General features: G+C 60.3%; 25 protein-coding genes. 13 read left to right on the top strand and 12 right to left on the bottom strand.

Annotated features, from left to right (window positions below; genetic code table 11):
• Nucleotides 1–4 precede the first annotated feature (4 nt).
• Nucleotides 5–1,006 (top strand): ABC transporter ATP-binding protein, encoded by a 1,002-nt coding sequence (locus tag BN1800_RS04235; protein WP_086994774.1) that lies wholly within the window; start codon nucleotides 5–7, stop codon nucleotides 1,004–1,006.
• 26 nt (nucleotides 1,007–1,032) lie between these two features.
• Here the strand turns inward: BN1800_RS04235 and BN1800_RS04230 are convergent, their stop codons facing one another.
• The 8 genes from BN1800_RS04230 to BN1800_RS04200 form a co-directional block, all read right to left on the bottom strand.
• Complete coding sequence (locus BN1800_RS04230; protein ID WP_027508683.1) at nucleotides 1,033–1,338, bottom strand: NIPSNAP family protein; 306 nt, start codon at nucleotides 1,336–1,338, stop codon at nucleotides 1,033–1,035.
• A gap of 61 nt (nucleotides 1,339–1,399) precedes the next feature.
• Nucleotides 1,400–2,743 (bottom strand): MFS transporter, encoded by a 1,344-nt coding sequence (locus tag BN1800_RS04225; protein ID WP_086994771.1) that lies wholly within the window; start codon nucleotides 2,741–2,743, stop codon nucleotides 1,400–1,402.
• 337 nt (nucleotides 2,744–3,080) lie between these two features.
• Complete coding sequence (locus BN1800_RS04220) at nucleotides 3,081–4,142, bottom strand: ABC transporter ATP-binding protein (RefSeq protein WP_086994768.1); 1,062 nt, start codon at nucleotides 4,140–4,142, stop codon at nucleotides 3,081–3,083.
• A gap of 6 nt (nucleotides 4,143–4,148) precedes the next feature.
• Nucleotides 4,149–4,934: an ABC transporter permease gene (locus BN1800_RS04215; RefSeq protein ID WP_086994765.1), complete on the bottom strand. Its 786-nt coding sequence runs from the start codon at nucleotides 4,932–4,934 to the stop codon at nucleotides 4,149–4,151.
• Nucleotides 4,931–5,824, bottom strand: coding sequence for an ABC transporter permease (locus tag BN1800_RS04210; RefSeq protein WP_022714326.1), 894 nt, complete (start codon nucleotides 5,822–5,824; stop codon nucleotides 4,931–4,933). Before BN1800_RS04210 ends, BN1800_RS04215 begins: the two co-directional genes overlap by 4 nt.
• Before the next feature lie 78 nt (nucleotides 5,825–5,902).
• Nucleotides 5,903–7,006, bottom strand: coding sequence for an ABC transporter substrate-binding protein (locus BN1800_RS04205; protein ID WP_086994762.1), 1,104 nt, complete (start codon nucleotides 7,004–7,006; stop codon nucleotides 5,903–5,905).
• Entirely contained in the window at nucleotides 7,003–7,158 is a 156-nt protein-coding gene (locus BN1800_RS41250; protein WP_157814333.1) for a hypothetical protein, read from the bottom strand. The genes BN1800_RS04205 and BN1800_RS41250 overlap by 4 nt, the downstream gene beginning before the upstream one ends.
• A gap of 38 nt (nucleotides 7,159–7,196) precedes the next feature.
• Complete coding sequence (locus tag BN1800_RS04200) at nucleotides 7,197–8,069, bottom strand: MurR/RpiR family transcriptional regulator (protein WP_027508689.1); 873 nt, start codon at nucleotides 8,067–8,069, stop codon at nucleotides 7,197–7,199.
• Between the two features lie 179 nt (nucleotides 8,070–8,248).
• On the opposite strand from BN1800_RS04200, the gene BN1800_RS04195 reads away from it, so the two are divergent.
• From BN1800_RS04195 to BN1800_RS04165, 7 genes are all read left to right on the top strand, one after another.
• Nucleotides 8,249–9,016 (top strand): N-formylglutamate amidohydrolase, encoded by a 768-nt coding sequence (locus tag BN1800_RS04195; RefSeq protein ID WP_086994759.1) that lies wholly within the window; start codon nucleotides 8,249–8,251, stop codon nucleotides 9,014–9,016.
• A gap of 124 nt (nucleotides 9,017–9,140) precedes the next feature.
• A complete protein-coding gene (locus BN1800_RS04190) occupies nucleotides 9,141–10,688 on the top strand; it encodes an amino acid permease (protein ID WP_086994756.1) in 1,548 nt (515 codons plus the stop codon).
• A 148-nt stretch (nucleotides 10,689–10,836) separates the two neighbouring features.
• On the top strand, nucleotides 10,837–12,207 hold the full coding sequence (locus BN1800_RS04185) for a glutamine synthetase family protein (RefSeq protein ID WP_027508692.1): 1,371 nt from the start codon (nucleotides 10,837–10,839) through the stop codon (nucleotides 12,205–12,207).
• Nucleotides 12,208–12,436: 229 nt separating this feature from the next.
• Nucleotides 12,437–12,622, top strand: a complete 186-nt coding sequence (locus tag BN1800_RS04180) for a PIN domain-containing protein (RefSeq protein ID WP_244564431.1) — start codon at nucleotides 12,437–12,439, stop codon at nucleotides 12,620–12,622.
• An 18-nt stretch (nucleotides 12,623–12,640) separates the two neighbouring features.
• Complete coding sequence (locus BN1800_RS04175) at nucleotides 12,641–14,026, top strand: aldehyde dehydrogenase family protein (RefSeq protein ID WP_086994753.1); 1,386 nt, start codon at nucleotides 12,641–12,643, stop codon at nucleotides 14,024–14,026.
• A complete protein-coding gene (locus tag BN1800_RS04170; protein ID WP_086994749.1) occupies nucleotides 14,023–15,177 on the top strand; it encodes an iron-containing alcohol dehydrogenase in 1,155 nt (384 codons plus the stop codon). Before BN1800_RS04175 ends, BN1800_RS04170 begins: the two co-directional genes overlap by 4 nt.
• 225 nt (nucleotides 15,178–15,402) lie before the next feature.
• Nucleotides 15,403–16,116 carry a ParA family protein gene (locus BN1800_RS04165; RefSeq protein WP_086994746.1) on the top strand — a complete coding sequence of 238 codons (714 nt, stop codon included), beginning with the start codon at nucleotides 15,403–15,405 and terminating at the stop codon, nucleotides 16,114–16,116.
• A gap of 41 nt (nucleotides 16,117–16,157) precedes the next feature.
• Here BN1800_RS04165 and BN1800_RS04160 read toward each other — a convergent pair whose 3' ends face one another.
• Both BN1800_RS04160 and BN1800_RS04155 read right to left on the bottom strand, forming a co-directional pair.
• Nucleotides 16,158–17,042: an NAD(P)H-binding protein gene (locus BN1800_RS04160; RefSeq protein WP_086994743.1), complete on the bottom strand. Its 885-nt coding sequence runs from the start codon at nucleotides 17,040–17,042 to the stop codon at nucleotides 16,158–16,160.
• A 78-nt stretch (nucleotides 17,043–17,120) separates the two neighbouring features.
• Nucleotides 17,121–17,624 (bottom strand): DUF1097 domain-containing protein, encoded by a 504-nt coding sequence (locus tag BN1800_RS04155; RefSeq protein WP_086994740.1) that lies wholly within the window; start codon nucleotides 17,622–17,624, stop codon nucleotides 17,121–17,123.
• Nucleotides 17,625–17,855: 231 nt separating this feature from the next.
• Between BN1800_RS04155 and BN1800_RS04150 the strand changes: the two genes are divergently transcribed.
• A complete protein-coding gene (locus BN1800_RS04150) occupies nucleotides 17,856–18,830 on the top strand; it encodes an AraC family transcriptional regulator (RefSeq protein ID WP_086994737.1) in 975 nt (324 codons plus the stop codon).
• A gap of 96 nt (nucleotides 18,831–18,926) precedes the next feature.
• Here BN1800_RS04150 and BN1800_RS04145 read toward each other — a convergent pair whose 3' ends face one another.
• Entirely contained in the window at nucleotides 18,927–19,610 is a 684-nt protein-coding gene (locus BN1800_RS04145; protein ID WP_086994734.1) for a glutathione S-transferase family protein, read from the bottom strand.
• A 202-nt stretch (nucleotides 19,611–19,812) separates the two neighbouring features.
• Here BN1800_RS04145 and BN1800_RS04140 point away from each other — a divergent pair, with 202 nt between their 5' ends.
• Nucleotides 19,813–20,277, top strand: coding sequence for a MarR family winged helix-turn-helix transcriptional regulator (locus BN1800_RS04140; protein ID WP_086994981.1), 465 nt, complete (start codon nucleotides 19,813–19,815; stop codon nucleotides 20,275–20,277).
• A 59-nt stretch (nucleotides 20,278–20,336) separates the two neighbouring features.
• Here BN1800_RS04140 and BN1800_RS04135 read toward each other — a convergent pair whose 3' ends face one another.
• Nucleotides 20,337–21,710: a L,D-transpeptidase gene (locus BN1800_RS04135; protein ID WP_086994732.1), complete on the bottom strand. Its 1,374-nt coding sequence runs from the start codon at nucleotides 21,708–21,710 to the stop codon at nucleotides 20,337–20,339.
• Between the two features lie 244 nt (nucleotides 21,711–21,954).
• On the opposite strand from BN1800_RS04135, the gene BN1800_RS04130 reads away from it, so the two are divergent.
• The 3 genes from BN1800_RS04130 to BN1800_RS04120 all read left to right on the top strand — a co-directional run bounded on the left by BN1800_RS04130 (nucleotide 21,955) and on the right by BN1800_RS04120 (nucleotide 23,603).
• A complete protein-coding gene (locus BN1800_RS04130; RefSeq protein ID WP_086994729.1) occupies nucleotides 21,955–22,794 on the top strand; it encodes a DUF4432 family protein in 840 nt (279 codons plus the stop codon).
• Nucleotides 22,795–22,865: 71 nt separating this feature from the next.
• On the top strand, nucleotides 22,866–23,204 hold the full coding sequence (locus BN1800_RS04125; protein ID WP_022714338.1) for a protein tyrosine phosphatase family protein: 339 nt from the start codon (nucleotides 22,866–22,868) through the stop codon (nucleotides 23,202–23,204).
• A gap of 54 nt (nucleotides 23,205–23,258) precedes the next feature.
• Nucleotides 23,259–23,603, top strand: a complete 345-nt coding sequence (locus tag BN1800_RS04120) for a RidA family protein (protein ID WP_027508703.1) — start codon at nucleotides 23,259–23,261, stop codon at nucleotides 23,601–23,603.
• Nucleotides 23,604–23,639 lie beyond the last annotated feature (36 nt).

Here is a 23,639-nt window from a genome sequence, read left to right as displayed (position 1 = left end):
ACTAGTGGGATCGCTTCAACTCAAATCCATCCGCAAGACCTATGGCACGCATGAAGTGCTGAAGGGCATCGACCTTGAGGTCAAGGACGGCGAATTCGTCATTTTCGTCGGGCCGTCTGGCTGCGGAAAATCGACCCTGCTGCGCAGCATCGCCGGCCTCGAGGACGTGACGTCCGGCACCGTTCTCATCAACGGCAAGGACGAAACCTTGACGCCGCCTGCCAAGCGCGGCATCGCGATGGTCTTCCAATCCTACGCCCTCTATCCCCACCTGACCGTAAAGGACAATATGGGTCTTGGCCTGAAGCAGGCGGGAATGCCGAAGGACCAGATCGAGACGCGCGTCGACAAGGCATCGTCAATGTTGTCGCTGGAGCCCTACTTGGCGCGCCGTCCGGCCGAACTCTCCGGCGGCCAGCGCCAGCGCGTTGCGATCGGCCGCGCCATCGTGCGCGAACCGGAACTCTTCCTCTTCGACGAGCCGCTGTCGAACCTCGATGCGGCGTTGCGCGTCCAGACACGACTCGAGATTGCCCGGTTGCACCGCAGCCTGAAGGCGACGATGATCTACGTCACCCACGATCAGGTCGAGGCGATGACGCTGGCCGACAAGATCGTCGTGCTGAACGCCGGTGCGATCGAGCAGGTCGGATCGCCGATGGAACTCTACAACCGTCCGGCCAACGTCTTCGTCGCAGGCTTCATCGGCTCGCCGATGATGAACTTGATTCCGGCAGAAAAGCTCGGCGACGGGGAGGCGAAGACGATCGGCGTTCGTCCCGAGCATTTGACGCTTTCGCGCGAGCAGGGGACCTGGAAGGCGAAAATCGTCCATGTCGAACATCTCGGTGCCGACACGATCGTCTATCTTGAGTCCGACCAATGCGGCCTGCTGACGGCGCGCCTCTTCGGCGAACACCAGTACGAGCCCGACGAGATCGTCTACGCGACGCCGGACAAGGCGCATATGCATCGCTTTGATGGGAACGAGCAGGCGATCCGTTAGGGCTTTTTCATACGGTTATACTCAGCTCATCCGAGGACGGGCCGCATGAAGCTTCGTTCATAGCTGATGATGCTGCGGTTGTGGCGGTCAAGCTCGAAGGCCGCCTGGCATTCGGGGTCTGTCGCCATGCGCGTGCGATAATCCTCGTAGGCGGCAAGGCTCGGGAACGAAAAGAGGGCAACGGCAATGTTGTTGGCGCCTTCCGACGGCAGGAAGTAGCCGTGATGAGTGCCGCCCATCCGATTGACGATCGGAATCCAGAGCCGGGCGTATTCCTCGAATTCCGCGACCTTGTAAGGGTCGAGGACGTAGCGCAAATGGCAGGTAATCATTGAAATATCCTCGAATGATGATTTGCCGGGCAAACTGCCGTCCGGCCGTTGGGGATGTGGCTTACGAGCTTGCCGCAAGCCGCTCGGTGAGTTCCTCGATGCCGACTTCGGCTTCGATGCTGTCGCCCTTGGCCATCAGGTAAAGCCCGAGAACAAAGGCGAGCGCTGCGATGAAGAGCAGGTAATAGGCATGCGCCATCGGGTTGATCGGCAGAAGCGAAGCCACTGCGAGCGGCGTAAGGCCGCCGAAAATCGCGTAGGAGACGTTGTATGAAAATGAGAGGCCCGTGAAGCGGACGCGGGCCGGGAAAGCCCGGACCATCACATAGGGCACGGCGCCAACCATGCCGACGGCAAGGCCCATGATCGCGTACAGCACGAAGAGTATGGTCAGCGAGACGGCGGCATAGGTGTAGAACGCGAAGGTCGCGACGCCGAAGAAGATGCTTGTGACGGTGAAGAACCTGCCGGAGCCGATCCGGTCGACGATCGCGCCGGCGGCTGCCGTGCCGAAGATCAAAAACAGCGTGCCGAAGCTTGTCGCGGCAAGTGATTGCTGGGCGGTATAGCCGTAAAGCTTCTGCAGGAAGGTCGCGGTCATCAGCGTCGTAACGACGATGCCTGCCGACAGGATCCATGTCAGCAGCATCGAGATGACCACGCCGCGCGGATGATCGCGGAGAACCGCCTTCAGCGGCAGTTCCGGCACCAGCGAACGGCTCCGCGTCATTTCGGCGAAGATCGGCGTTTCCCGCAGCCAGCGGCGGAGATAGACGGCGACGAGGCCGAAGACGCCGCCGATGAAGAAGGGGATGCGCCAGGCATAGGCAGCGACATCCTCCGGCGTGAAGATCGAATTGATGATCGTCGCGATGAAGGAACCCAGCAGGATGCCGAGCGTCAGGCCAGAGCAGAGGAAGCCGCAGGCAAAGCCGACGCGGCGGAAGGGGACGTGTTCGGCGACGAAGGTCCAGGCGCCCGGTACTTCACCGCCGATTGCGGCACCCTGCAGCATGCGCATCAGGATCAACAGGACGGGAGCGGCGACCCCGATCGAGGCATAGGTCGGCATGGCCGCCATGCCGAGGGTCGAAAGCGCCATGAGCAGGATCGAGAAGGCGAAGACGCGCTTGCGGCCGAAGCGGTCGCCGAAATGCGCGAGCACGATACCGCCAAGCGGACGGACGAGATAGCCGGCGGCGAAGATGCCGAACGTCTGGATCGTTACCAGCCAATCCGGCATGTCCGGCGGAAAAAACAGGTGGCCGATGACGGTGGCAAAGAACACGAAGATGATGAAGTCGTAGAATTCCAGCGCGCCGCCGAGAGCCGAAAGGCCGAGCGTGCGGAAATCCTGGGATGTGAGACGGCGAGGGGCCGCGGCGGGCGTCGTGGTGGGAGACATGAGGCTGCGCCTTTTGATGGACGGGGATCGTTGGGTCCATGCGGCATGGCGCCCGTCAGTTCAAGCGCTTTTTACTGATGGCGGCATCACGATTGTTGAAGATGTTTGGAAATGAAGGAGGCGCGACGCATCGGAAGGGAATATCAGTTAGCGCTCAGTGGCTAAGCAATCTCTGATCTTCCGGTGACGCTGGGTTCACCCAGATCCGGCGCGCGGTCCGGATACGGGCGCTCGGTCGGCATCCCTACTCGACGTGCCAAATCCTCCCGAAACGCGCCGGAATCGAAGTAAGCCTCGCCAACCAAGCCTTCGCCGAGCAGACTTTCGGCTCGCACGATCAATCGCGGACGACGAGCAGGTCGGCGGCCATGAAGCGGAGCGTGACGGTTTCGCCAGACTGCGGCGGGGTGAGGCCCGGGCTGTTGAACATATCGAAGGAAATGACGTTGCCGCCGACGTTCATGCGGGTGCGAATGACGGAGCCGAGGAAGTGGGCGGAGATGACCTGGCCGGTCAGCGCCGTATCGCTCTTGACGCTGTCGGAAAGAGAGCCCGCTTCCGGACGAAGCGCCAACGAGACGATGTCGCCTGCCTTGTAGGCTGCGAGCGACTGCTTGAGCGTCACGCCCTGGTCGCCGATCTGGATGCGGTTCGCCGCCGGATCGATGACCTGTGCTTCAATCATGTTCAGCGTGCCGACGAAGGAGGCGACGAAACGGGTCGCGGGCGTATTGTAGACCTCGAAAGGTGTGCCGATCTGATCCGCCTTGCCGCCGTTCATGACGACGATACGGTCGGAGATCGAGAGCGCCTCTTCCTGGTCGTGCGTCACGAAGATGGTGGTGATGCCGAGCTTCTGCTGGATGAGGCGGATTTCTTCGCGCAGCGAGACGCGGATCTTCGCATCGAGCGCGGAAAGCGGCTCGTCGAGCAGCAGAACTTGCGGCTTGACCGCGAGCGCACGGGCAAGCGCCACGCGCTGCTGCTGGCCGCCGGACATCTGGTAGGGGAAGCGATCTGCGAGGTGATCGAGGCGGATGAGGCCCAGCATCTCCTTCACGCGCGCATCGATATCGGCCTTCGGCATGCCCGCGACCTTGAGGCCGAAGGCGACGTTGTCGTGCACGCTCATGTTCGGGAACAGCGCGTAGGCCTGAAAGACCATGCCGATGTTGCGCTGATTCGGCTTCAGCGGGCGCTGATCCTTGCCGTTGATGAAGAGGCTGCCGCCAGTCGGCGTTTCGAAGCCGGCGATCATGCGCAGCACCGTGGTCTTGCCGCAGCCCGATGGCCCGAGGAAGGAGACGAATTCGCCCTTTTCGATGCTCATGTTGAAATTATGGACGACCTGAACCTGGCCGAAGGACTTCTGAAGATTGGTCAGCGTGAGGAATGACATGGCCAGTTACCTTGCGGGGGCGGATTTTTGGAAGCGGGAGATGAGGTTCAGCAGACCCATGCAGAGCCATGTGATCGAGAAGGCGATGACGGCGAGCGCCGACGGCTCGTAAGCCTTGTTGGCGCCGACGAGCTGTAGGTACGGCCCGAAGGCCGGCCGGTTGAGGAGTGCCGCCATCGTGAATTCGCCCATGACGATCGCGAGCGTGATGAAGGCGCCGGACAGCACGCCGCTCATCACATTCGGGAAGATGCAGCGGAACATGATGGTCGGCCAGCTTGCGCCGAGGCTTTCGGCGGCCTCCGTCAGCGTGCGCACGTCGATGGCGCGCATGGCGGTGTCGACGGCACGGTACATATAGGGCAGGGACAGCGTGATATAGGAGCAGACGAGCAGGATGTTCGTGCCGGTCGTATAACCCGTCAACGGCAGAACCGATGACGAATTGTACATGCGCAGATAGCCGAAGACGATGACGATCGCCGGAATGACCAGCGGCAGCAGCGTCACGAATTCGACGATCGGGCGCATCTGCGGCAGGCGCAGGCGAACCCAATAGGCCGTCGGCACGACGAGCAACATGCCGAAGACGATCGTCAAAAGGGCCATCAGCATGGAATAGCCGAAGGTTTCACGGAACTGGATGTCGGAAAAGACCGACTGATAGGCGTCGAAGCTGTATTCGCCGCGGCGCATTCGCAGCGAAAACTCGATCGTGCCGATCAGCGGAATGATGAAATACGATGCACCTAGAAAGATGGCGATCCAGGCGCCGAGACGTTGAGCTTTCATTTCTGCCACCGTTCAGCGCGCATGCGCAGCATCAGGTAAAGGACGTTGGAGACGCCGGTGATGACGATCATGCCGAGCGCGATCGCGTAGCCAAGGTTCGGATTGTGAAGGACATCGCCGCGGATTTGCGCGTAAAGCAGGATTGGAACGATGTTCAGCGAGCTGCCGGTCAGCGCATAGGCTGTGGCAATGGCGCCGAAGGCGTTTGCGAAAAGCAGCAGCGTGGTGCCGAGCAGGCTCGGCCAGAGGATCGGCAGGGCAACCATCGTCCAATACTGGCGGTTCGTGGCGCCGAGAATCTCAGCGGCCTCGCGCCATTCCTTCTTCATGCCGTCGAGCGCCGGCGTGAGGATCAGCACCATCAGCGGGATCTGGAAATACATGTAGGTGATGGTGAGACCGAAGAAGGACAAAAGGTTGAAGCCGGTTCCGTAGAGATTGAAGCCGAACCAGTCGCGCAGGAAGATGGTGACGAGGCCGGTACGGCCGAGCGTTGCCAGGAACGAGAAGGCAAGCGGCACGCCGGCAAAGTTCGAGGCCACGCCGGAGAAGGTCAGAAGCGTCGAGCGAACCGAGGAGGGCAGGCCGCCGAGAACGACTGCCCAAGCCAGGAAAAAGCCGATCAGCGCGCCGCCGAGAGCGGAAGCCACGGATACCCGGATGCTGATCCAGTAGGCGCTCATGATCGACGGCGTGAAGAGATCGCCGATATTCTTGAAGGTGAATTCGCCTTCCGGCGTGAGGAAGGCGCCGACGACGAGATAAAGTGTGGGGATGATCAGAAACAGCAGAGCGAAGATGACGAAGGGCGCGATACCCAGCCAGTCTATCACGCGATCCTTGTTGATCAGCGGGGCGGTGCTCGCCATAGGCGTTGAAACGGTGCTCATGCGAAGCTCATCCGGGGGCGTCGGAGTGAAAGAAAATGCCTCCCCGCTCATAACGGCGGGGAGGCAGGATGTCATGCCTTACTGAACGTTGGCGCCGACGACGCTGTCCCACTTGGTGGTGATGGCCGTCTTGCCTGCGGCCTGCTCTTCGAGCGTCGGGAAGGTAGCCTTGGCATAGCTTTCAGCCGGCGGCAGCTTGTCGAGCAGTTCCTTCGGAACCTTACCCTTTGCAGCCAGATCGTTGAAGCGGATCGGGTGGCAATAGCCCTTCAGCCAGCCGAGCTGACCTTCGTCGGAATAGAGGTATTCCATCCAGAGCTTGGCAGCATTCGGGTGCGGAGCGAAGGCGGAGATCGCCTGGACGTAGACACCGGCAACGACGCCCGACGCCGGAACGACGACTTCAACCGGCGGGTTGCCATTGAGGCTGTCGCGCCATGCAAGGCCGTTATAGTCCCAGGCGACGACGACCGGGGTGGAACCCTGAGCGAGCGACGCGGACTTGCCGATGACCGGAACGAGGTTGCCGGCCTTGTTGAGCTCTGCAAAGTAGGCAAGACCTGCTTCACCAGCCTTCGTGGCATCCTTTTCGCCGGCGGCGAGGCCAGCGGCGTAGACGGCCTGAACGGCCTGGTTCGACGCGCGCGGATCGCCGGCGAGCGAAACGGTGTTGGCGTATTCAGGCTTCTTCAGGTCAGCCCAATCCTTCGGGACGTTCTTGACGATGTCTGTGTTTACGACGAACGAGAGAACGCCGTAGTAGTCGCCATACCAGAAGCCGTCGGCGTCCTTGGCGGAGTCCGGAATGGAATCCCAGGTGGAGACCTTGTAGGGCTGGATGAGGCCTTCAGCCTTGGCCGACGGGCCGAAGGAGAGACCGACGTCGATGACGTCCGGAGCCTGCGGGCCGGTGTTGCCCTTGTTGGCCTTGATGGCTTCGATTTCGTCGCCCGAACCTGCGTCCGGGTTCAGTTCGTTGACTTCGATGCCGTACTTGGCCTTGAAGCCGGCAATGACGTCGCCGTAGCCGCACCAGTTGTGCGGGAGGGCGATGGTCGTCAGTGTGCCTTCCTTCTTGGCGGCAGCGATGAGTTCGGCATTCGGTTCTGCTGCCGCGATCGCAGTCGAAGCGACGACGATGGCAGTAGAAAGCGAGAGTAGTCGAGAAATGTTAGAGATCACTGTTGTTCTCCTTCGGTTTTTAGTGGTCCGGCGATGCTGTTACTGGCGTTGCATGAAGCTTGTATGACGGTTGCGTGACGTTCGTTCTTCTTGCGATTTTCAGTATTTTCGAACTCTGGTTCGTTTGCGACACGCTTTTCTATTTCTTTCATGCAGCCTCTTTGTCTTTGTTGGTTCCTGCTCTCTCCTCCTAGCCAGGTTTTCGGAAGAGCTTGGTCTGCTCGAACAGGCCCTCCAGTGTTTTCATGCGCTCCTTCGTCTCGTCCCAAGTCGAATTCTGGACTGCTTCGATGAGCGCTTCGATGATGAAGAGCGTGACGACCGAGGAATCCCAGGCCGACGGCGCCTCGATCTGGACGCGGAAGGCGTGTCTTGCGAGCTTTGCCGCCGGCGATCCCCATTGGTCCGTAAAGACGATGATCTCGGCGCCGCGCGTGCGGGCGGCCTGGGCAAGGCTCACCATCTCCTGCTCGTAGCGGCGGATATCGAAGATGATCAGCAGATCGCCGGCATTCATGTTGAGAACATATTGCGGCCAGCTAGACGAGTTGGACGACAGAAGAGCGGTATTCGGCCGGATGACCTGCATATGGGTGAAGAAATATTCGGCAAGCGCGCCGGTGATGCGGCCGCCGACGAAATAGAGGCCGCGTTTGCGATCCGAAAGCAGCGCAGCCGCGCTGTTGAAGGTTGCCGTGTCGAGACCGCTCAGCGTCTGCCGCAGGTTTCCGATGATGGCATCGGCAAAACGGTTGAGGATGTGGGTGCCCGGCGCATTGGAGGCCCACCGGTCGTGCTTGGCGATCGGGTTGGAGATCGTCGCTTCGACTTCCTGATGCAGATGCGCCTGGAAATCCGGGTAGCCCTTGAAACCGAGCTTTTGGACCATGCGAACAACGGTCGGCGTCGAGACGCCGGCGTTTTCGGCAATTGTGGTGATGCTGCCCAGCCCTGAAACGGGATAGTTATCCAGCAGACTCTCGGCCAATTGCTTCTCGGCGCGTGTCAGCGCTTCGAAATGCGAATGGATGACGTCCGAAACCGTCTTCGACGCAGCGTTCACTCGATCTTGCTCCCCGGGATTGGTCTTGTGCCACTTTCCCACTCAAAGTTAACAACGCTGTCACAATCCATGTCAACTACTATCGTGAAAAGAAATTTTCAGTGTGCGCTTGACACTGCCGGAATACTGAAGAATTCTTTTCTTGTAGGATTTTATTAAGAGATGGCAGGCCTGGGCACGTGCTCACTCAGTTCAAGGTTCTAAGCGAAGCGGATGGAAACTGCGTCGGCATCGAGCGGCCGCACGGCAAGAGCCCGTTGCTGGTCATCTGCGAACACGCTTCGTGGACGCTGCCCGAGCAGTTCGGCGATCTCGGCCTCTCCGAAGAAGCGTTGAAGAGCCACATCGCCTGGGATCCGGGCGCTCTGGCGGTTGCGCGCGGCATCTCGACCGCGCTCGACGCGACGCTTGTCTTCCAGCGCTTCTCACGCCTGATCTACGACTGTAACCGTCCGCCGGAATCGCCGGCCGCGATGCCCGAGAAAAGCGAGATCTACGCCATCCCCGGCAATCAAAATTTGAGCGCGGAGGAGCGGCGAGCCCGCACCGAAGCGCTCTACCTTCCTTTTCACGATGTGGTGCGGGGCCTCATAAAGGACAGGCACGGACGGGGGCAGGAGACAGTGATCGTCACTGTTCACAGTTTTACACCGGTCTATAATGGCAAGGAGCGCGCCGTCGAACTCGGCATCCTGCACGATGCCGACAGCCGCCTGGCAGACCTTATGCTGGCAGGCGCGGTCGACGCGCCACTCTACAAAACCGAACGCAACGAGCCCTACGGTCCTCAAGACGGCGTGACGCACACGCTGATCCTGCACGGGCTTTCGAACGGGTTCCGCAATGTAATGATCGAGGTCCGCAATGACCTTATCAGCGACGATGCCGGCCAAGGGGTCATGGCCGACTATCTGAAAGGGCTCCTCCAGCAAAGCCTGGAAGCCTGACTATAAAAGAAAAGACCCCAGGGAGCAGTCTAACTGCGATCGGCCCGTATGGCGAACAGCTGCGGGCAACTTTGGCACTGGATCGGCGGCAATTCCGCTGCTGATCGTCGAACAGGGGGAAGTCATGTCGGACTATACCGAACTTGATAAGAAGCAGGATATGAACATCCTGCATTCCATGGGCTATGCCCAGGAGCTGGAAAGGCGAATGAGTTCGTTTTCGAACTTCGCCGTCTCCTTCTCGATCATCTGCATTCTTTCCGGCGGCATCAATTCGCTGGCGCAGGCGACTGCCGGCGCGGGCGGCGCTGCGATCGGCATCGGCTGGCCTCTCGGCTGCTTCATTTCGCTCGTCTTCGCCGTCGCCATGGCGCAGATCAGCTCGGCCTATCCGACCGCGGGCGGTCTCTATCACTGGGGCTCCATCCTCGGCAATCGCTTCACCGGCTGGCTGACCGCCTGGTTCAACCTGCTCGGCCTTGTGACGGTGCTTGGCGCCATCAACGTCGGCACCTACTATTTCTTTATGGGTTCCTTCGGCACGAGCTATTTCGGGCTGACGGACACGACCGTCGTCCGTGTCGTCTTCCTGATCATCATCACCGGTGCGCAGGCGCTTGTGAACCATATGGGCATCGGCCTGACTGCCAAGCTCACGGACTTCTCTGGCTACCTGATCTTCGCAACGGCGATCGCGCTTGCCGCGACTTGCCTGATCGCTGCTCCGTCCTACGAGTTCGGCCGTCTCTTCACCTTCTCCAACTATTCGGGCGAAACCGGCGGCAATGTCTGGCCTGCGACATCCGGCACCTGGGTGTTCCTGCTCGGGCTGCTGCTGCCGATCTACACGATCACCGGCTATGATGCGTCGGCGCATACCTCCGAAGAAACCGTGAAGGCGGCGCATTCCGTGCCGCGCGGCATGATTTCCTCCGTGCTCTGGTCGGCGCTCTTCGGCTACATCATGCTTTGCTCGTTCGTCCTGATGCTGCCCAATATGGATGAAGCCGCCAAGCAGGGCTGGAACGTGTTCTTCTGGGCGATGGACAGCCAGGTGAATCCGATCGTCAAGGACATCCTGTATCTTGCCATTCTGGTCAGCCAGTGGCTGTGTGGTCTTGCGACGGTGACCTCGGTTTCCCGGATGATCTTTGCTTTCTCGCGTGACGGCGGTCTGCCGGCATCCAAGGCGCTGTCGAAGGTCAGCCCGAAGCACCGCGCGCCGGTTGCCGCGATCTGGACGGGGTCTATCCTCGCCGTCCTCTTCGTCTGGGGTTCGTCGCTCGTTTCGATCGGCGAAACGCCGGTCTATACCATCGTCGTCTCGTGCACCGTCATTTTCCTCTTCTTCTCCTTCGTGATCCCGATCACGCTCGGCCTCCTCACCTGGGGTACCTCAAAGTGGGATAAGATGGGTCCGTGGAACCTCGGCGAGGGGATGTTCAAGCTCTTTGCCGTGCTCTCGATCATTGCGATGGTGCTGATTTTCGTCCTCGGCATCCAACCGCCGAACGACTGGGCGCTCTACATCACCGTCGGCTTCCTGATTCTAACGGGCGTCATCTGGTACGGCTTCGAAAAGCGCCGCTTCAAGGGCCCGCCGATCGGCGAGGAAGTCGCCAAGCGCCAAGCTGAAATCGTCGCTGCTGAAAAGGCGGTCGGCGAAGCTTAATAAACCGAGGCTTCCCCCTCAGGTGGCGGGGCCGCCGTTCAGCGGCCCCATCACCGGTTCAACGACAAGGCATCTTGCCAACCAAGCCGGTCGCGGCATGCCGTTTCGTTGCCCCGAGTTTCCAATTCAAAAGTTCAGGCGGACAATCATGAGCAACAGCTACACTCTCGACGATCTCAAGCAGGACGTGGCCGAAGGGCGCATCGATACGGTTCTCGCATGCCAGGTGGACATGCAGGGCCGCCTGATGGGCAAACGCTTCCAGGCGGAATATTTCGTCGAAAGCGCCTGGAAGGAAACCCATAGCTGCAATTATCTCGTCGCCACCGACATGGAGATGGAAACCGTCTCCGGTTACAAGGCGACGAGCTGGGAGAAGGGTTACGGCGACTATACGATGAAGCCGGACCTTTCGACGCTGCGCCGCATTCCCTGGCTCGAAGGCACGGCGCTCGTCCTTTGCGACTTGCTCGATCATCACACGCACGAAGAAGTGGCCCATTCGCCGCGGGCAATCCTGAAGAAGCAGGTGAAGCGCCTCGAAGACATGGGCATGAAGGCCTTCATGGCCTCCGAGCTGGAATTCTTCCTTTTCGACCAGACCTACGAAGCCGCGCATGCCGCCGGCTACCGCAATCTCAAGCTCGCCAGCGCCTACAACGAGGATTACCACATCTTCCAGACGACCAAGGAAGAGGAGGTGATGCGGGCGATCCGCACCGGCCTGCAGGGCGCCGGCATTCCGGTCGAGAATTCCAAGGGCGAGGCTTCGGCGGGACAGGAGGAAATCAACGTCCGCTACGCCGACGCGCTGACGATGGCTGACCGCCACGCCATCATCAAGAACGGCTGCAAGGAGATTGCCTGGTCGAAGGGCAAGGCGATCACGTTCCTCGCCAAATGGAGCTATACGTCGGCTGGCAGTTCTTCGCACATTCACCAGTCGCTCTGGAGCGCCGACGGCAAGACGCCGTTGTTCTTCGACGAGGCGGGTACATACGGCATGTCGCCGCTGATGCGGAACTATGTGGCGGGCCTTCTCGCCCACGCGAGCGAAATCACCTATTTCCTGGCGCCCTATATCAATTCCTACAAGCGCTTCATGGCCGGTACCTTCGCACCGACCAAGGCAATCTGGAGCAAGGACAACCGCACGGCCGGCTACCGCCTATGCGGCGACGACACCAAGGCGATCCGCATCGAATGCCGCGTCGGCGGTTCGGACCTCAATCCCTATCTCGCTTTCGCAGCACTGCTTGCGGCTGGCATCGACGGGATTGAAAACAGGCTCGAACTCGAAGCGCCATTCGTTGGCGATGCCTATGGCGCGCGCGATATCCGCGAGATTCCACACACGCTTCGTGCTGCAGCAGTCGCCATGACGGAATCGAAGATGCTGCGCGAGGCTTTCGGCGACGACGTCATCGACCATTACACGCGCGCTGCCGAATGGGAGCAGGAGGAGTACGATCGCCGCGTGACGGATTGGGAAGTGGCGAGAGGCTTTGAAAGGGCGTGATGTCGCGATTCGTGTTGTCGAAATTGCCATGAATTGCGATATTTGTTGAGATTTTCGCATAAGTGGGGGCGACGATGCTGAAGTTTGAAATCGATACTGATTGGTTTATCGAGCAGCTTAGCAAGCAGGCGATGAGCTAAGGTGATCTGGCACGTGCTCTCAGACCCGACGAGAGCGCCGTATCGCGCCTTTTGAAGGATGAACGCAGGATGACTCGGAGGCGAAGGTCATGGAGCAGCAGGTTGCCGCCGATATCTTCATCGCGTCCTCCTTCCCTCCGCAGTCTCTGCATAAGGATCCGATCGACCGTATCATTATTGCCACTGGACGCGAGCACGACCTGACCATCATGACCCGCGATAGAGCGATCCTCGCCTATGGCGCCGCCGGCCATGTGAAATCCCTGGCCTGTTAGAACTGGAGTTAGAAGAGAATGCCAATGATCCAATGCATTTCGCCGGTCGACGGATCGGTTTACGCGGAGCGCCCGGCGCTCTCGCTGGAGGCGGCAAAGGAAGCTGTCGTCCACGCCCGTAAGGCGCAGAAGGCCTGGGCGAAACGGCCGCTGGAAGAGCGCGTGCAGCTCGTGCTCAAGGGTGTAGCGCGGCTCAACGAAATGTCGGATGTTGTCGTGCCGGAGCTTGCCTGGCAAATGGGTCGGCCCGTCAAGTATGGCGGTGAGTATCGCGGCTTCAACGAACGCTCCAACTATGTCGCTTCGATCGCCGCCGATGCGCTGGCGCCCTTGGTGGTCGAGGACAGCGCGAGTTTCGAACGTCGCATCGAGCGTGAAGCGCATGGCGTCGTCTTCGTCATTGCCCCCTGGAACTATCCCTATATGACGGCGATCAACACGATCGCTCCGGCGCTGATGGCCGGTAATGCCGTTGTGCTGAAGCATGCATCGCAGACGCTGCTTGTCGGTGAGCGGCTGGTTCAGGCGCTTGTCGAGGCAGGTGTCCCAGAGGATGTCTTCCAGAATGTGTTCCTCGATCACGAAACGACCTCGGCGCTGATTGCCGCAGGTAGCTTCAATTTCATCAACTTCACCGGTTCGGTCGAAGGCGGGCGTTCGATGGAGCGGGCCGCAGCCGGCACCTTTACGGGCCTCGGCCTCGAACTTGGCGGCAAGGATCCGGGATACGTCATGGAAGACGCCGATCTCGATGCGGCCGTCGATACGCTGATGGATGGCGCGACCTATAATTCAGGCCAATGCTGCTGCGGCATCGAGCGTATCTATGTGCACGAGTCGCTCTTTGACAGTTTCGTCGAAAAATCGGTCGACTGGGTTTCCAATTACAAACTCGGCAATCCGCTCGATCCGGAGACTTCGCTTGGGCCGATGGCGAACAAGCGCTTCGCCAAGGTTGTGCGCGAGCAGATCGCGGATGCGGTCTCGAAAGGCGCCAAGGCGCTGGTCGATCCGAAGCTCTTTCCGGCCGATGACGGCGGCGCATATCTTGCACCGCAGATCCTCGTCGATGTCGATCACTCGATGGCCTTCATGCGCGAGGAAACCTTTGGTCCGGCCGTCGGCATCATGAAGGTAAAGAACGACGAGGAAGCGATCGCGCTGATGAACGACAGCCAGTACGGGCTGACGGCGTCGCTCTGGACGAAGGATCCAGAGCGGGCAGGGCGGCTCGGCCGCGAAATCGAAACCGGCACCGTCTTCATGAACCGTGCCGACTATCTCGATCCGGCGCTTTGCTGGACCGGCGTCAAGGAAACCGGTCGCGGCGGCTCGCTCTCGATCATCGGCTTTCACAACCTGACGCGTCCGAAATCCTATCACCTGAAGAAAGTCACAGCATGAGCAGCAGCAACATCACCGCCAACTGGAGCTATCCGACCGCCGTCAAGCTGGGGCGGGGCCGCATCAAGGAACTGGCGGAGGCCTGCAAGAGCCTCGGTATGAAAAAGCCGCTGTTGGTCACCGATCGCGGCCTGGCTTCGATGGCGATCACCAAGAATGCGCTCGACATTTTGGAAGACGCCGGCCTCGGCCGGGCGATCTTCGCCGACGTCGATCCGAACCCGAACGAGAAGAACCTTGACGCCGGCGTGAAGGCCTTCAAGGATGGTGGCCACGACGGCGTCGTCGCTTTCGGCGGCGGTTCGGGCCTTGATCTCGGCAAGTGCGTCGCCTTCATGGCCGGCCAGACGCGCCCTGTCTGGGATTTCGAGGATATCGGCGACTGGTGGACGCGTGCGAGCGTCGAAGGCATTGCGCCGATTGTTGCGGTACCGACGACGGCCGGCACCGGTTCGGAAGTCGGCCGCGCGAGCGTCATCACCAATTCCGCCACGCATGTGAAGAAGATCATCTTCCATCCGAAGTTCCTGCCGGGCGTCGTCATCTCCGATCCGGAACTGACGGTCGGCATGCCGAAGATCATCACCGCCGGCACCGGCATGGATGCTTTTGCGCATTGCCTGGAAGCCTATTCCTCGCCCTTCTACCACCCGATGTCGGCCGGCATCGCGCTGGAAGGCATGCGCCTCGTCAAGGAATTCCTGCCGCGTGCCTATAAGGAAGGAACCGACCTCGAAGCCCGCGCCAACATGATGGCGGCAGCCGCCATGGGCGCTGTCGCCTTCCAGAAGGGCCTCGGCGCCATCCATGCGCTGTCACATCCGATCGGCGCTGTCTACAACACGCATCACGGCATGACGAATGCCGTGGTGATGCCGGCCGTCCTGCGCTTCAACCGCGCCGCCATCGAAGAGAAGATCGCACGCGCCGCGGCCTATCTCGGCATTTCCGGCGGCTTCGACGGCTTCTACGACTATGTCCTGAAACTTCGGGGCGAGCTCGGGGTTCCGGAGAATCTTTCGGCGATGGGAATCGCACCGGATAGGATCGATGAGCTCTCGGCGATGGCAATCGAAGACCCAAGCGCGGGGGGTAATCCCGTCCCGATGACGCTCGAAAATACCAAGACGCTTTTCAAAGACTGCTTCTGATCACATAAGGCGGACCGTCAGCTGGCCCGGAAAGTCCAAGCTTTCCGGGCTTTTTTCATTTTCCGGCATCCCAACTTTTAGGGATGTGAAAAATGCGGACTGCAATTTCGGCGCGTTTGTTTGGATTTTGTTAACCATCATCGGAAAGGATACGTTAACCGCACGATGAACCCGAAAGTGCGCAAAAGAGCGATATCCGGCTCGCGACGTCTTCGAGGAACGAATATGGCAGTCATCACATTTGCAAACACCAAGGGCGGGGCCGGCAAGACCACGGCCGTTCTCCTGCTCGCGACGGAACTTGCCCGCAAAGGCTATCGGATCACCATCCTTGATGCCGATCCGCAGCACTGGATTTCCCGCTGGCATGAGATTTCCGGCCATGTCCCGAATATTGAGGTCATCGACTTCGTGACCTGTGCATCGCTTCCGCAGCACATCAGCGAAAACAAACAGTCCACCGACTACTTCATCATCGACCTGCCGGGTGCTCGCAATCCGCTGCTGGCCACCGCCGTCGGTCTTTCCGACCACGTCCTGATCCCCATCCAGGGCTGCGCCATGGATGCACGCGGCGGGGCGCAGGTCCTGGAACTGCTGCAGTATCTGGATGAGAAGGCGGGCATCAAGATCGGCCATTCGGTGGTGCTTACCCGCGTCAATTCCATGGTGACCACTCGGGCACTGCAACTTGTCAAGACACTGCTCAACGAGCGGAACGTTCCGGTTCTCGATACGGCTATCATCGAGCGGGCCGCGTTTCGTGACATCTTCGATTGCGGCGGCACGCTGTATGATATGGACCCGGCGCGGGTCTCTAATCTCGACAAGGCCCGCGAGAATGCACTCTGTCTTGCTGAAGAGATGATGCGCAAGGTGCCAATGAACCTTCCAGCTTCCGCCCGCATAACCGGCCCGCTGATCCGCAGCGCTGCCTGATTTTGCCGTGAAAGGCGAGGGCGAGGCGCCCCGCCGGATGGTCAACGGAGGATGGTGGGCTTCAGCACTTCTTCGCACCACTGTCGGAAGCTGGTCAGGGTGGTGTTTTCGGGTGTACGCGGCTCGGCGTTGTCGAGACCCTGGTCCTTGGCGAGGGCCATGTCGGTCATGCCTTGCGCCATAGGCTCTGACATGCCGAGCTCGATGAAGCGTGCCTTGTAGGCTTCGAATGAAATCCGTTGGAAGCGGACTGGCCTGCCCAGCACCTCCGAAATGACTTCCGCCATATCATTGAAGGACAGGTTTTCAGGGCCGAGGAGGGGAACCTCTTCGCATCCGTTCCAGGATGGGTCGAGCAGGAGCCCGGCGGCGGCGGCGGCGATGTCGCGGGTGGCGCAACTCGGCATCTTACGGTCTCCGGAGATCGGGGAGAAGAATACGCCCTGGTTCCTGATCACGCCGGCCTGGCGAAGAATGTTGTCCATGAACGAGGGCATGGTCAGCGCGCGGTAGCTCACCCCCGTGCCGCCAATCAGATCGTCCATCGCCAGGGACGCCGTGACGTAGCCGGCCCGTCCGGCGACGCGAGTCCCGCGGCCCAGCGCAGAAACGCCGACTGCGCGCTTGACGCCCCGGCTCTTGAAGGCTTCGCAGGCCGGCTGTGTGAAGCCCACATAAGCGGCCTCGACGCTTTCTGCCTGTGGATCGGGAGGAAGCAGCCAGAATACAGCATCCGCCCCCGCAAACGCCCGAACGACGACGTCGATATCGCCGTGTGACCCTTGTACGATCTCGACCCGTTCCCGGACCTGCAAAGGCAGGCGTGATGGATCGCGGGCGATCACGCGAATGCTCTCTTCACTCTTGAGAAGGTTGTCGAGCACTTGGCTGCCGATCATGCTGGTGGGCGCGGTAATGACGATCATGTTTATCTCCGGTCCGGTATGGCGACCGCCTCTTGCAGTCGGAAATTGTAGGAATTGCGCGGGTAGTGAAGGTCGAGGTCAGTTTTCGACCCAGCGGCGATTGATCGCCTGGCAGGCCCAGCCCACGAAACCGCCAATCGCCGTTGCTCCACCGAGATGCAGGAATGTCTCCGCGGACAGATCCCAGCCCGCCGCGAAGAAGGTGACCATCCCGAGAAACCAGGTCAGCATGTTGTTGACGATGCGCGTAGTTCGCAGGCCGACGATGAGGATGGCGACAAAGAACACAACCAATGGCAGGGCTAAGCCTCCCGCTATCGGGACCAATGCTCCGGTCGCGACCTCCGCGACCGCGGCCAGACCTATTCCCAGCCAAAGGCAAACCATGGCGGAAAGGCTTTCACGCAACGATGTCGGGCGAACGAACCAGGCGATGAAGCCTGCAAACATCACCCAGACTTCCAGCGCGAGGGTCGCGCTGCTCCAGGCCGCGAAAGACGCGACAACTGCCGCGATGAGCGTGAAGAGGATGAACTGTCTTGGAGTTTGACGATGGATGTTTGCGGTTTCGGTGGTACTCACGGCAGAATCCTTCCTAAGGCTGACAGCAATGAGGGTGAGCCGAACCGTTCCGGAACGGCTCCCGCGAGGTCTTGTTCTGGGCGTCGGTGGCCTGGCCAGCGCCGCGAACAAGGCGAAATCGTCGAGGTCATGACGACGATCGCAGTCGTTATGGTGGGAACTTAGGCGGTTGCCGAAGTACGATCTATGCGTTAAAGTCTATATTACTTTCGCGATCGTCCAGGTTTCACGATGGATCCGCTCTCCGATGTCCTCTCGCTGCTGAAACCGCGCAGCTATGTGTCCTCCGGCTTCGATGCGGGCGGAGACTGGTCGATCCAGTTCGCCGACCAGCACGAGCGCATCAAATGTTATGCGGTGGTCTCCGGCGGATGCTGGCTGTCGGTGGAAGATGTGTCCGATCCGGTCCGTCTGGAGGGCGGCGACTGCTTCGTGCTGCCGAGCGGCCGGCCCTTTCGCCTCGCAAGCGACTTGAGCCTGCAACCTGTCGAGGCCGGCACGATCTTTCCGCCGGCAAGGGCGGGCGGTGTCGTCTCGGTGAATGGCGGCGGGGATTTTTTTCTGGTCGGCAGCCGGTTCGCTGTCAGCGGGCAAAACGCTGGTGCGCTGCTGCGGACACTGCCTCCCATCGTGCATATCCGCAGGGATTCCGATCAGGCCGCGTTGCGCTGGTCGGTAGAGCGGATGATGCACGAACTGCGCGAGCCTCAGCCAGGTAGCTTCCTCATCGCCCAGCACCTTGCGCATATGATGCTTGTCCAGGCATTGCGGCTCCATCTGGCGGAGGAGGTAAAGGGCCGGGTCGGATGGTTCTTCGCGCTCGCCGACAAGCAGATGTGCGCGGCGATCACGGCGATGCATGCCGATCCTGGCTACCGGTGGACGTTGCAGGAGCTTGCTCGGCGCGCCTGCATGTCCCGATCGGCCTTTGCCATGAAGTTCAAGGCAACGGTCGGAGAGACGCCTATGGACTACCTGACTCGCTGGCGCATGTTGTTGGCGGCGGACAGGCTGGCGAACTCGAACGATCCGATCTCGGCCATTGCTTTGTCACTGGGCTATGAATCCGAGAGCGCGTTCAGCACGGCCTTCAGGAGAGAGATGGGCGGTTCACCCCGGCAATACAGTTTGGAACAAAAGCACGCCTCTTCCCAAGGAGCGCCGACCGTTCTTCGCGCTGATCGACTTGAGGCCGCCACAGGCTGATCTTCCACAATGTGTGAATGTTGCTTGAAAGTGGGATTGAAGCAACATTCTGATTTTCGATCAGGTTTCGAAAGGCGGCGGTCGATTGCGAGTTTCTCAGCCGGCCAGTTTCAGAAGCCATGCGTCGTGGTTCTTGAGAAAGACCATGAGGCGATCGGCATAGTCCTCCATCACTGCCTCTTTCACGCTTTGCCGGCCGGCCAGCGTCTTGCGCCATTCCGTCACGCGAGGAAGATCTTCGAATATGCCGCTCGGCGTGATCGCGTCGAATACGTCGAAATAGCGGAAGACCGGCGCGAACACCGCATCAACAAGGCTGAATGCGGGACCGGCGAAGAACGGTCCCGCGCCTAACTCAGCCTCGACACGCCTGAATTTCTCAATCAGCATCTGGCGTTTTGTCTGATAGGTTATGGCATCCTTCGCGGTCTCGAACCCCCACAGGTCCGAGAGGATGGACGAGCCGAACTCGATCCACCCGCGGTGCCGCGCCCGCGTGAGCGGATCGGCTGGATGGAGCGGAACGCCAGGTTGGGTTTCTTCAAGATATTCGCAGATGACGGCGCTTTCGAACAACGCTGCCTCTGTTTCATCCCCCTGCCGCACGACCAGCAACGGCACCTTGCCAAGCGGGGAAATGGCGAGGAACCAATCGGGCTTTGCAGATAAATCGACATATCGGCGCTCGAATGGAACGCCTTTCTCAATCAACGCAATAGCGGCGCGCTGGACGTAGGGACAGAGATGATGACTGACCAAGGTCAGCTTGTTGTCGGACATGATGAAAGCTCCTGATTAATCGGAATCAACGGATGGGGCGTGAAGGGCATAGCGCCAAAAGGCCGTCGCCGAGCTGAGCCGCAGCAATGCCGCGCCATAGCCTGTCAGGCGGTTCTGGGTCATGGAGGTCTCCGTCAATATAGATGCATATGCATCTATATTGGAGCTTGCCTTGTGGGTCAATATAGATGTAATTGCATCTATGTTCGATTGCCCAAACGTCACAGCCGATCAACCTTCACCGTCCATCACACGCGCGTGGGTGCGTCTCATGCGTGCTCAACGGCTCGTCTTGATGGCGATCGAGCAGGACTTGAAGGCGGCGGGCTTTCCGCCGCTCGGCTGGTATGACGTGCTGTTAGAGTTGACGCGTGCCAAGGATGGCAAATTGCGGCCGTATGAGATCGAGCAGCGCACGCTGCTGGCGCAACACAATCTCTCACGCCTTATCGACCGAATGGAGAAGGAAGGGTTTGTTCAGCGCGAGATATTCCACGAGGACGGCCGCGGCCGGTGGGTCACTGTGACGGAGGCGGGGCGCGCCATGCAAGCGCGCATGTGGACCGTCTATGCCTCGGCGCTTCAACGCCATCTAGGCGCGAAGCTGGACGATGTTCGCGCCAATCAGTTGGCGGACTTGCTGGCGGCACTGTCGCGAAAATCCTGACGACCCACCAAATTCATTGCGCCTGGCCTATGGTTCCTGCGTGCCTTGGGCTTTTCGGCTTAGTCGACGAATTCGACCGTCACGCCGGGCTTCACCATCTTGGCGAGCTCCGTTGCGTCCCAGTTCGCCAGGCGGATGCAGCCGTGGCTCTGGGTGCGGCCGATCTTCGACGGTTCCGGCGTGCCGTGAATGCCGTAGGTCGGCCTCGAAAGGGCGATCCAGACCGTTCCGACAGGACCGTTCGGGCCGGGCGGGATATTCAGGATCCGGTCGTTTGCGCCCTGCTGGAAATTGATCTTCGGGTTGTAGGTATAGCCGGGGTTCAGGGCAACGCGTTCGACGTTGACAACGCCGGAGGGCGAAGGGGTATCGTTGGAGCCGATGGAGGCGGGATAGGCGGCGACGAGATTGCCGGCAGCATCATAGGCGAAGACCTGCTTCTTGGCCTTGTCCGCGAGAATCCTGGCGACGGCGCCGGTCTTGGCTTGCCCAGGGTTGACGACCTTGATGATCGTGCCGGGAACGGTGAAATCGGCGCCGGGGTTCATTTCCTTGAGGAAGGCTTCGTCCATGTGGAAGCGCTCGGCAAGCATTTCGGTCGTCGAGGTGTAGGCCATCGACGGCAGAAGCGCCTTCTGCGAATAGTCTTCCGGAATCGCGGCGACATAAGGCCCGGCGGCATCTGCGGGCGTGATCGTGTAGCTGGTGACGGGTAGCCCGCCCGACAGGCGAAGCTGCTCGAGGATCGCTTCGGTATTGTTGGGGTCAAGCTTTTCGCCGGTCATCTGCTCATAGGCATATATCGCCTTGGTGACGTTGGAGCCCATGTGGCCATCGATGACGCCCGGAGAAACGCCCGCGCGGTCAAGGAAGACCTGAATGGCGACGATTTCAGGCTTCGATTTTCCCTTGAGCGTGATGACGGGTTCTGAGGGCGGCTTCGGCTGCATGTCGCCCGGGAACGGCTGATCCGGTTCGATCGACGCATAGTCCTCGTTCTGCGGATAGCTTTCTCCGTTGGCATCCGGATAAGGCTGGTCGTAAAGCGGCTCGCGCTGGATTTCCGCATCGCGCGGGATGGAGCCCGTCACGGCGCCGCGTTCCACGTAACGTGTGCTGCCGCTATCTGGATAATAGGGATCGTTGTTATAGGTTTCGCGGACAGGCGGTGGCGGATAATAGCCGCTGCCGCGCATTTCGGTCGCGACGACGTTGCCGTAGCCATCGAGCAGGACCCGCTTGCCGTTGCGATCCCGCGAATAATAGACGTCGGCACCCGGCGGAATGTAGTCGATTATCGCCCCGTCGGGGGTCACCATCACGACATCGCGCTGGCGGCGGCCGTATTGCTGCGCATCGGCACCCGGTGTGGCGGCCGCAAGGGCCAGCACGGCCGCGGCAAGGGACATCCCCGATTTTAGAAAGCGCTTCACGTCTTACACCTCAAACAGTGACTTGGCCGACACACACCTGCGAATCTTGACGCTAATGTGGAATTTATGAATTCGTACTAAACAAAAGATGAAAATTATTGCGTTTCCTGCCTGGGACAAAACGCTTGGTTTGGCAAGCGGGTTCCGGCATGCATTGCCGGTTGTGCGCAACGGGCTTGCCGCGATTGACGAATGTGCGGACGGGTCCTAACCCTACGGCAGCCTAAAGATCTGGAGGAATGCAATGATCGAGTTTGCCGCCGCCAAGGGACCGCGCCTGATGCTGGACGAAACATCGGTGATGGATATCGGCGGATGCATCGTCGACGGTGTCGATATCGCGCCGAAGCGCGCCATCCCGGACGACGGCGATCCGCGTATCGACCACTCGCTCGAAGGTTTTCTCTTCACCTGCGGTCCGGACCACATCCGCCATCGCGAGCCGATCCCGGCGCGCACGGATGGAAAGGTCTACCCGCTTCATGGTTCGGCGTCCGGTCATCCCGCCAAGGTTCTCTGGACCAAATTCGAGAACGGCAATGCCGAGTGCCGCGCCGACATCGATATCGTCACCGTCGAAGGATTGCCGCAGCGGATCGAACGGCTTTGGCGCATCGACGGCGCGACGGGGGAAGTTTTGCTGGACGACACCGTCGTCAACACCAGCGGCCAAGTGGTACCGACCTTCCTGATGTACCACATAAATACCGGCGGCAAATGGCTCGATGCCGGTACGCGGCTGGAAGGGGCCATGTTCGAAGGCGGGGGTTTTCCGTGGAGCTTCGGAGAAGAGCTTGGCGGCCTCTTTTGCGTCGAGGCTTTGGCCGCCGAGGATGGTTTTGCCGAAGTCCGGCTCGGGCCGATGAAAGCAGCGGGCGGCAAGACGCTGTGCGTGCGTTTCCACGCAGATACGCTGCCGCATCTACAGGTCTGGCGGAACCAGAAGACGCCGGCGGACGTTTTCGGCATCGAACCGGTCTCGCATCGTTGGGTCTCGCGCAGCGAGCTTCAGGCGGGCGGCGAGTTCAACATGCTGCAGCCGGGCGAGAGCCGCACCTATGCGCTTCGCTTCGCCTTCCTCTAGGCGAACAGTTATTGACGCTTCCGGTCTCGCATCGTAGAGCTTCTGCCATTCATTCTCAGGAGGAACGTGCGATGGACATCCGCCAGATCGACGACGAATATTCGGTATCCGGCCAGATCACGCTGGAGGATCTCGATCAGATCAAGGCGATGGGCTTCAAGTCGATCGTCTGCCATCGCCCGGATCAGGAAAGCCCGGACCAGACGCCGTTTTCCGTGATCGAAGCCCGCGCCAAGGAACTTGGCCTCGACATCGCGCATGTGCCCGTCGGCCCGATGGGCGTGACGGAGGAAGCCGTGCAGGGCATGGTCGACGCGCTCGACGAATTTCCGCGCCCGATGCTCGGCTATTGCCGTTCCGGCGCGCGCTCCACCGCAATCTATCAGAAGACCCATCATATTCGCGGCTGATCTTCCGGCGCGGCCTCCACCGCGCCTTTATTTCATAAAACTTAGGAGAGCATCATGAGCATCAAGCGTATCGACGTCGGCGCCCGCATGAGCGGCGCGGTCATCCACGGCAACACCGTCTATCTCGCAGGCCAAGTCGGCGAAGGCGAGAGCGTGACCGATCAGTGCAAGTCGGCGCTTGCCGAAGTCGATCGCCTGCTTGCCGCTGCAGGTTCCAGCAAATCGAAGATCCTGCAGACGCTGATCTATCTCTCCGACATTTCCTACTTTGCGGAAATGAACGCTGCCTGGGAAGCCTGGGTCGATCCGACGAACACTCCAGCCCGCGCGACCAGCGAAGCCAAGCTCGCAGCGCCGAAGTACAAGGTCGAGTTCATCGTCACGGCGGCAATCGACTGAGATCGGCGTCATTGCCAATTTCGAAAGCCGGTGGGT

Origin of the sequence: Rhizobium sullae (assembly GCF_900169785.1) — a bacterium.
GTDB classification, from domain to species: Bacteria; Pseudomonadota; Alphaproteobacteria; order Rhizobiales; family Rhizobiaceae; genus Rhizobium; species Rhizobium sullae.
The sequence above is the reverse complement of the archived record's forward strand: the minus strand, read 5'-3'. Positions and strand labels throughout refer to the sequence as shown.

Coding starts and splice junctions, on each gene's coding strand:
- BN1800_RS04180 (WP_244564431.1), top strand. CDS start 12,437: ATGGAGCAGCAGGTTGCCGCCGATATCTTCATCGCGTCCTCCTTCCCT.
- BN1800_RS04160 (WP_086994743.1), bottom strand. CDS start 17,042: ATGATCGTCATTACCGCGCCCACCAGCATGATCGGCAGCCAAGTGCTC.
- BN1800_RS04170 (WP_086994749.1), top strand. CDS start 14,023: ATGAGCAGCAGCAACATCACCGCCAACTGGAGCTATCCGACCGCCGTC.
- BN1800_RS04140 (WP_086994981.1), top strand. CDS start 19,813: ATGTTCGATTGCCCAAACGTCACAGCCGATCAACCTTCACCGTCCATC.
- BN1800_RS04210 (WP_022714326.1), bottom strand. CDS start 5,824: ATGAGCACCGTTTCAACGCCTATGGCGAGCACCGCCCCGCTGATCAAC.
- BN1800_RS04175 (WP_086994753.1), top strand. CDS start 12,641: ATGCCAATGATCCAATGCATTTCGCCGGTCGACGGATCGGTTTACGCG.
- BN1800_RS04130 (WP_086994729.1), top strand. CDS start 21,955: ATGATCGAGTTTGCCGCCGCCAAGGGACCGCGCCTGATGCTGGACGAA.
- BN1800_RS04215 (WP_086994765.1), bottom strand. CDS start 4,934: ATGAAAGCTCAACGTCTCGGCGCCTGGATCGCCATCTTTCTAGGTGCA.
- BN1800_RS04225 (WP_086994771.1), bottom strand. CDS start 2,743: ATGTCTCCCACCACGACGCCCGCCGCGGCCCCTCGCCGTCTCACATCC.
- BN1800_RS41250 (WP_157814333.1), bottom strand. CDS start 7,158: ATGAAAGAAATAGAAAAGCGTGTCGCAAACGAACCAGAGTTCGAAAAT.
- BN1800_RS04145 (WP_086994734.1), bottom strand. CDS start 19,610: ATGTCCGACAACAAGCTGACCTTGGTCAGTCATCATCTCTGTCCCTAC.
- BN1800_RS04220 (WP_086994768.1), bottom strand. CDS start 4,142: ATGTCATTCCTCACGCTGACCAATCTTCAGAAGTCCTTCGGCCAGGTT.
- BN1800_RS04230 (WP_027508683.1), bottom strand. CDS start 1,338: ATGATTACCTGCCATTTGCGCTACGTCCTCGACCCTTACAAGGTCGCG.
- BN1800_RS04165 (WP_086994746.1), top strand. CDS start 15,403: ATGGCAGTCATCACATTTGCAAACACCAAGGGCGGGGCCGGCAAGACC.
- BN1800_RS04190 (WP_086994756.1), top strand. CDS start 9,141: ATGTCGGACTATACCGAACTTGATAAGAAGCAGGATATGAACATCCTG.
- BN1800_RS04120 (WP_027508703.1), top strand. CDS start 23,259: ATGAGCATCAAGCGTATCGACGTCGGCGCCCGCATGAGCGGCGCGGTC.
- BN1800_RS04150 (WP_086994737.1), top strand. CDS start 17,856: ATGGATCCGCTCTCCGATGTCCTCTCGCTGCTGAAACCGCGCAGCTAT.
- BN1800_RS04125 (WP_022714338.1), top strand. CDS start 22,866: ATGGACATCCGCCAGATCGACGACGAATATTCGGTATCCGGCCAGATC.
- BN1800_RS04185 (WP_027508692.1), top strand. CDS start 10,837: ATGAGCAACAGCTACACTCTCGACGATCTCAAGCAGGACGTGGCCGAA.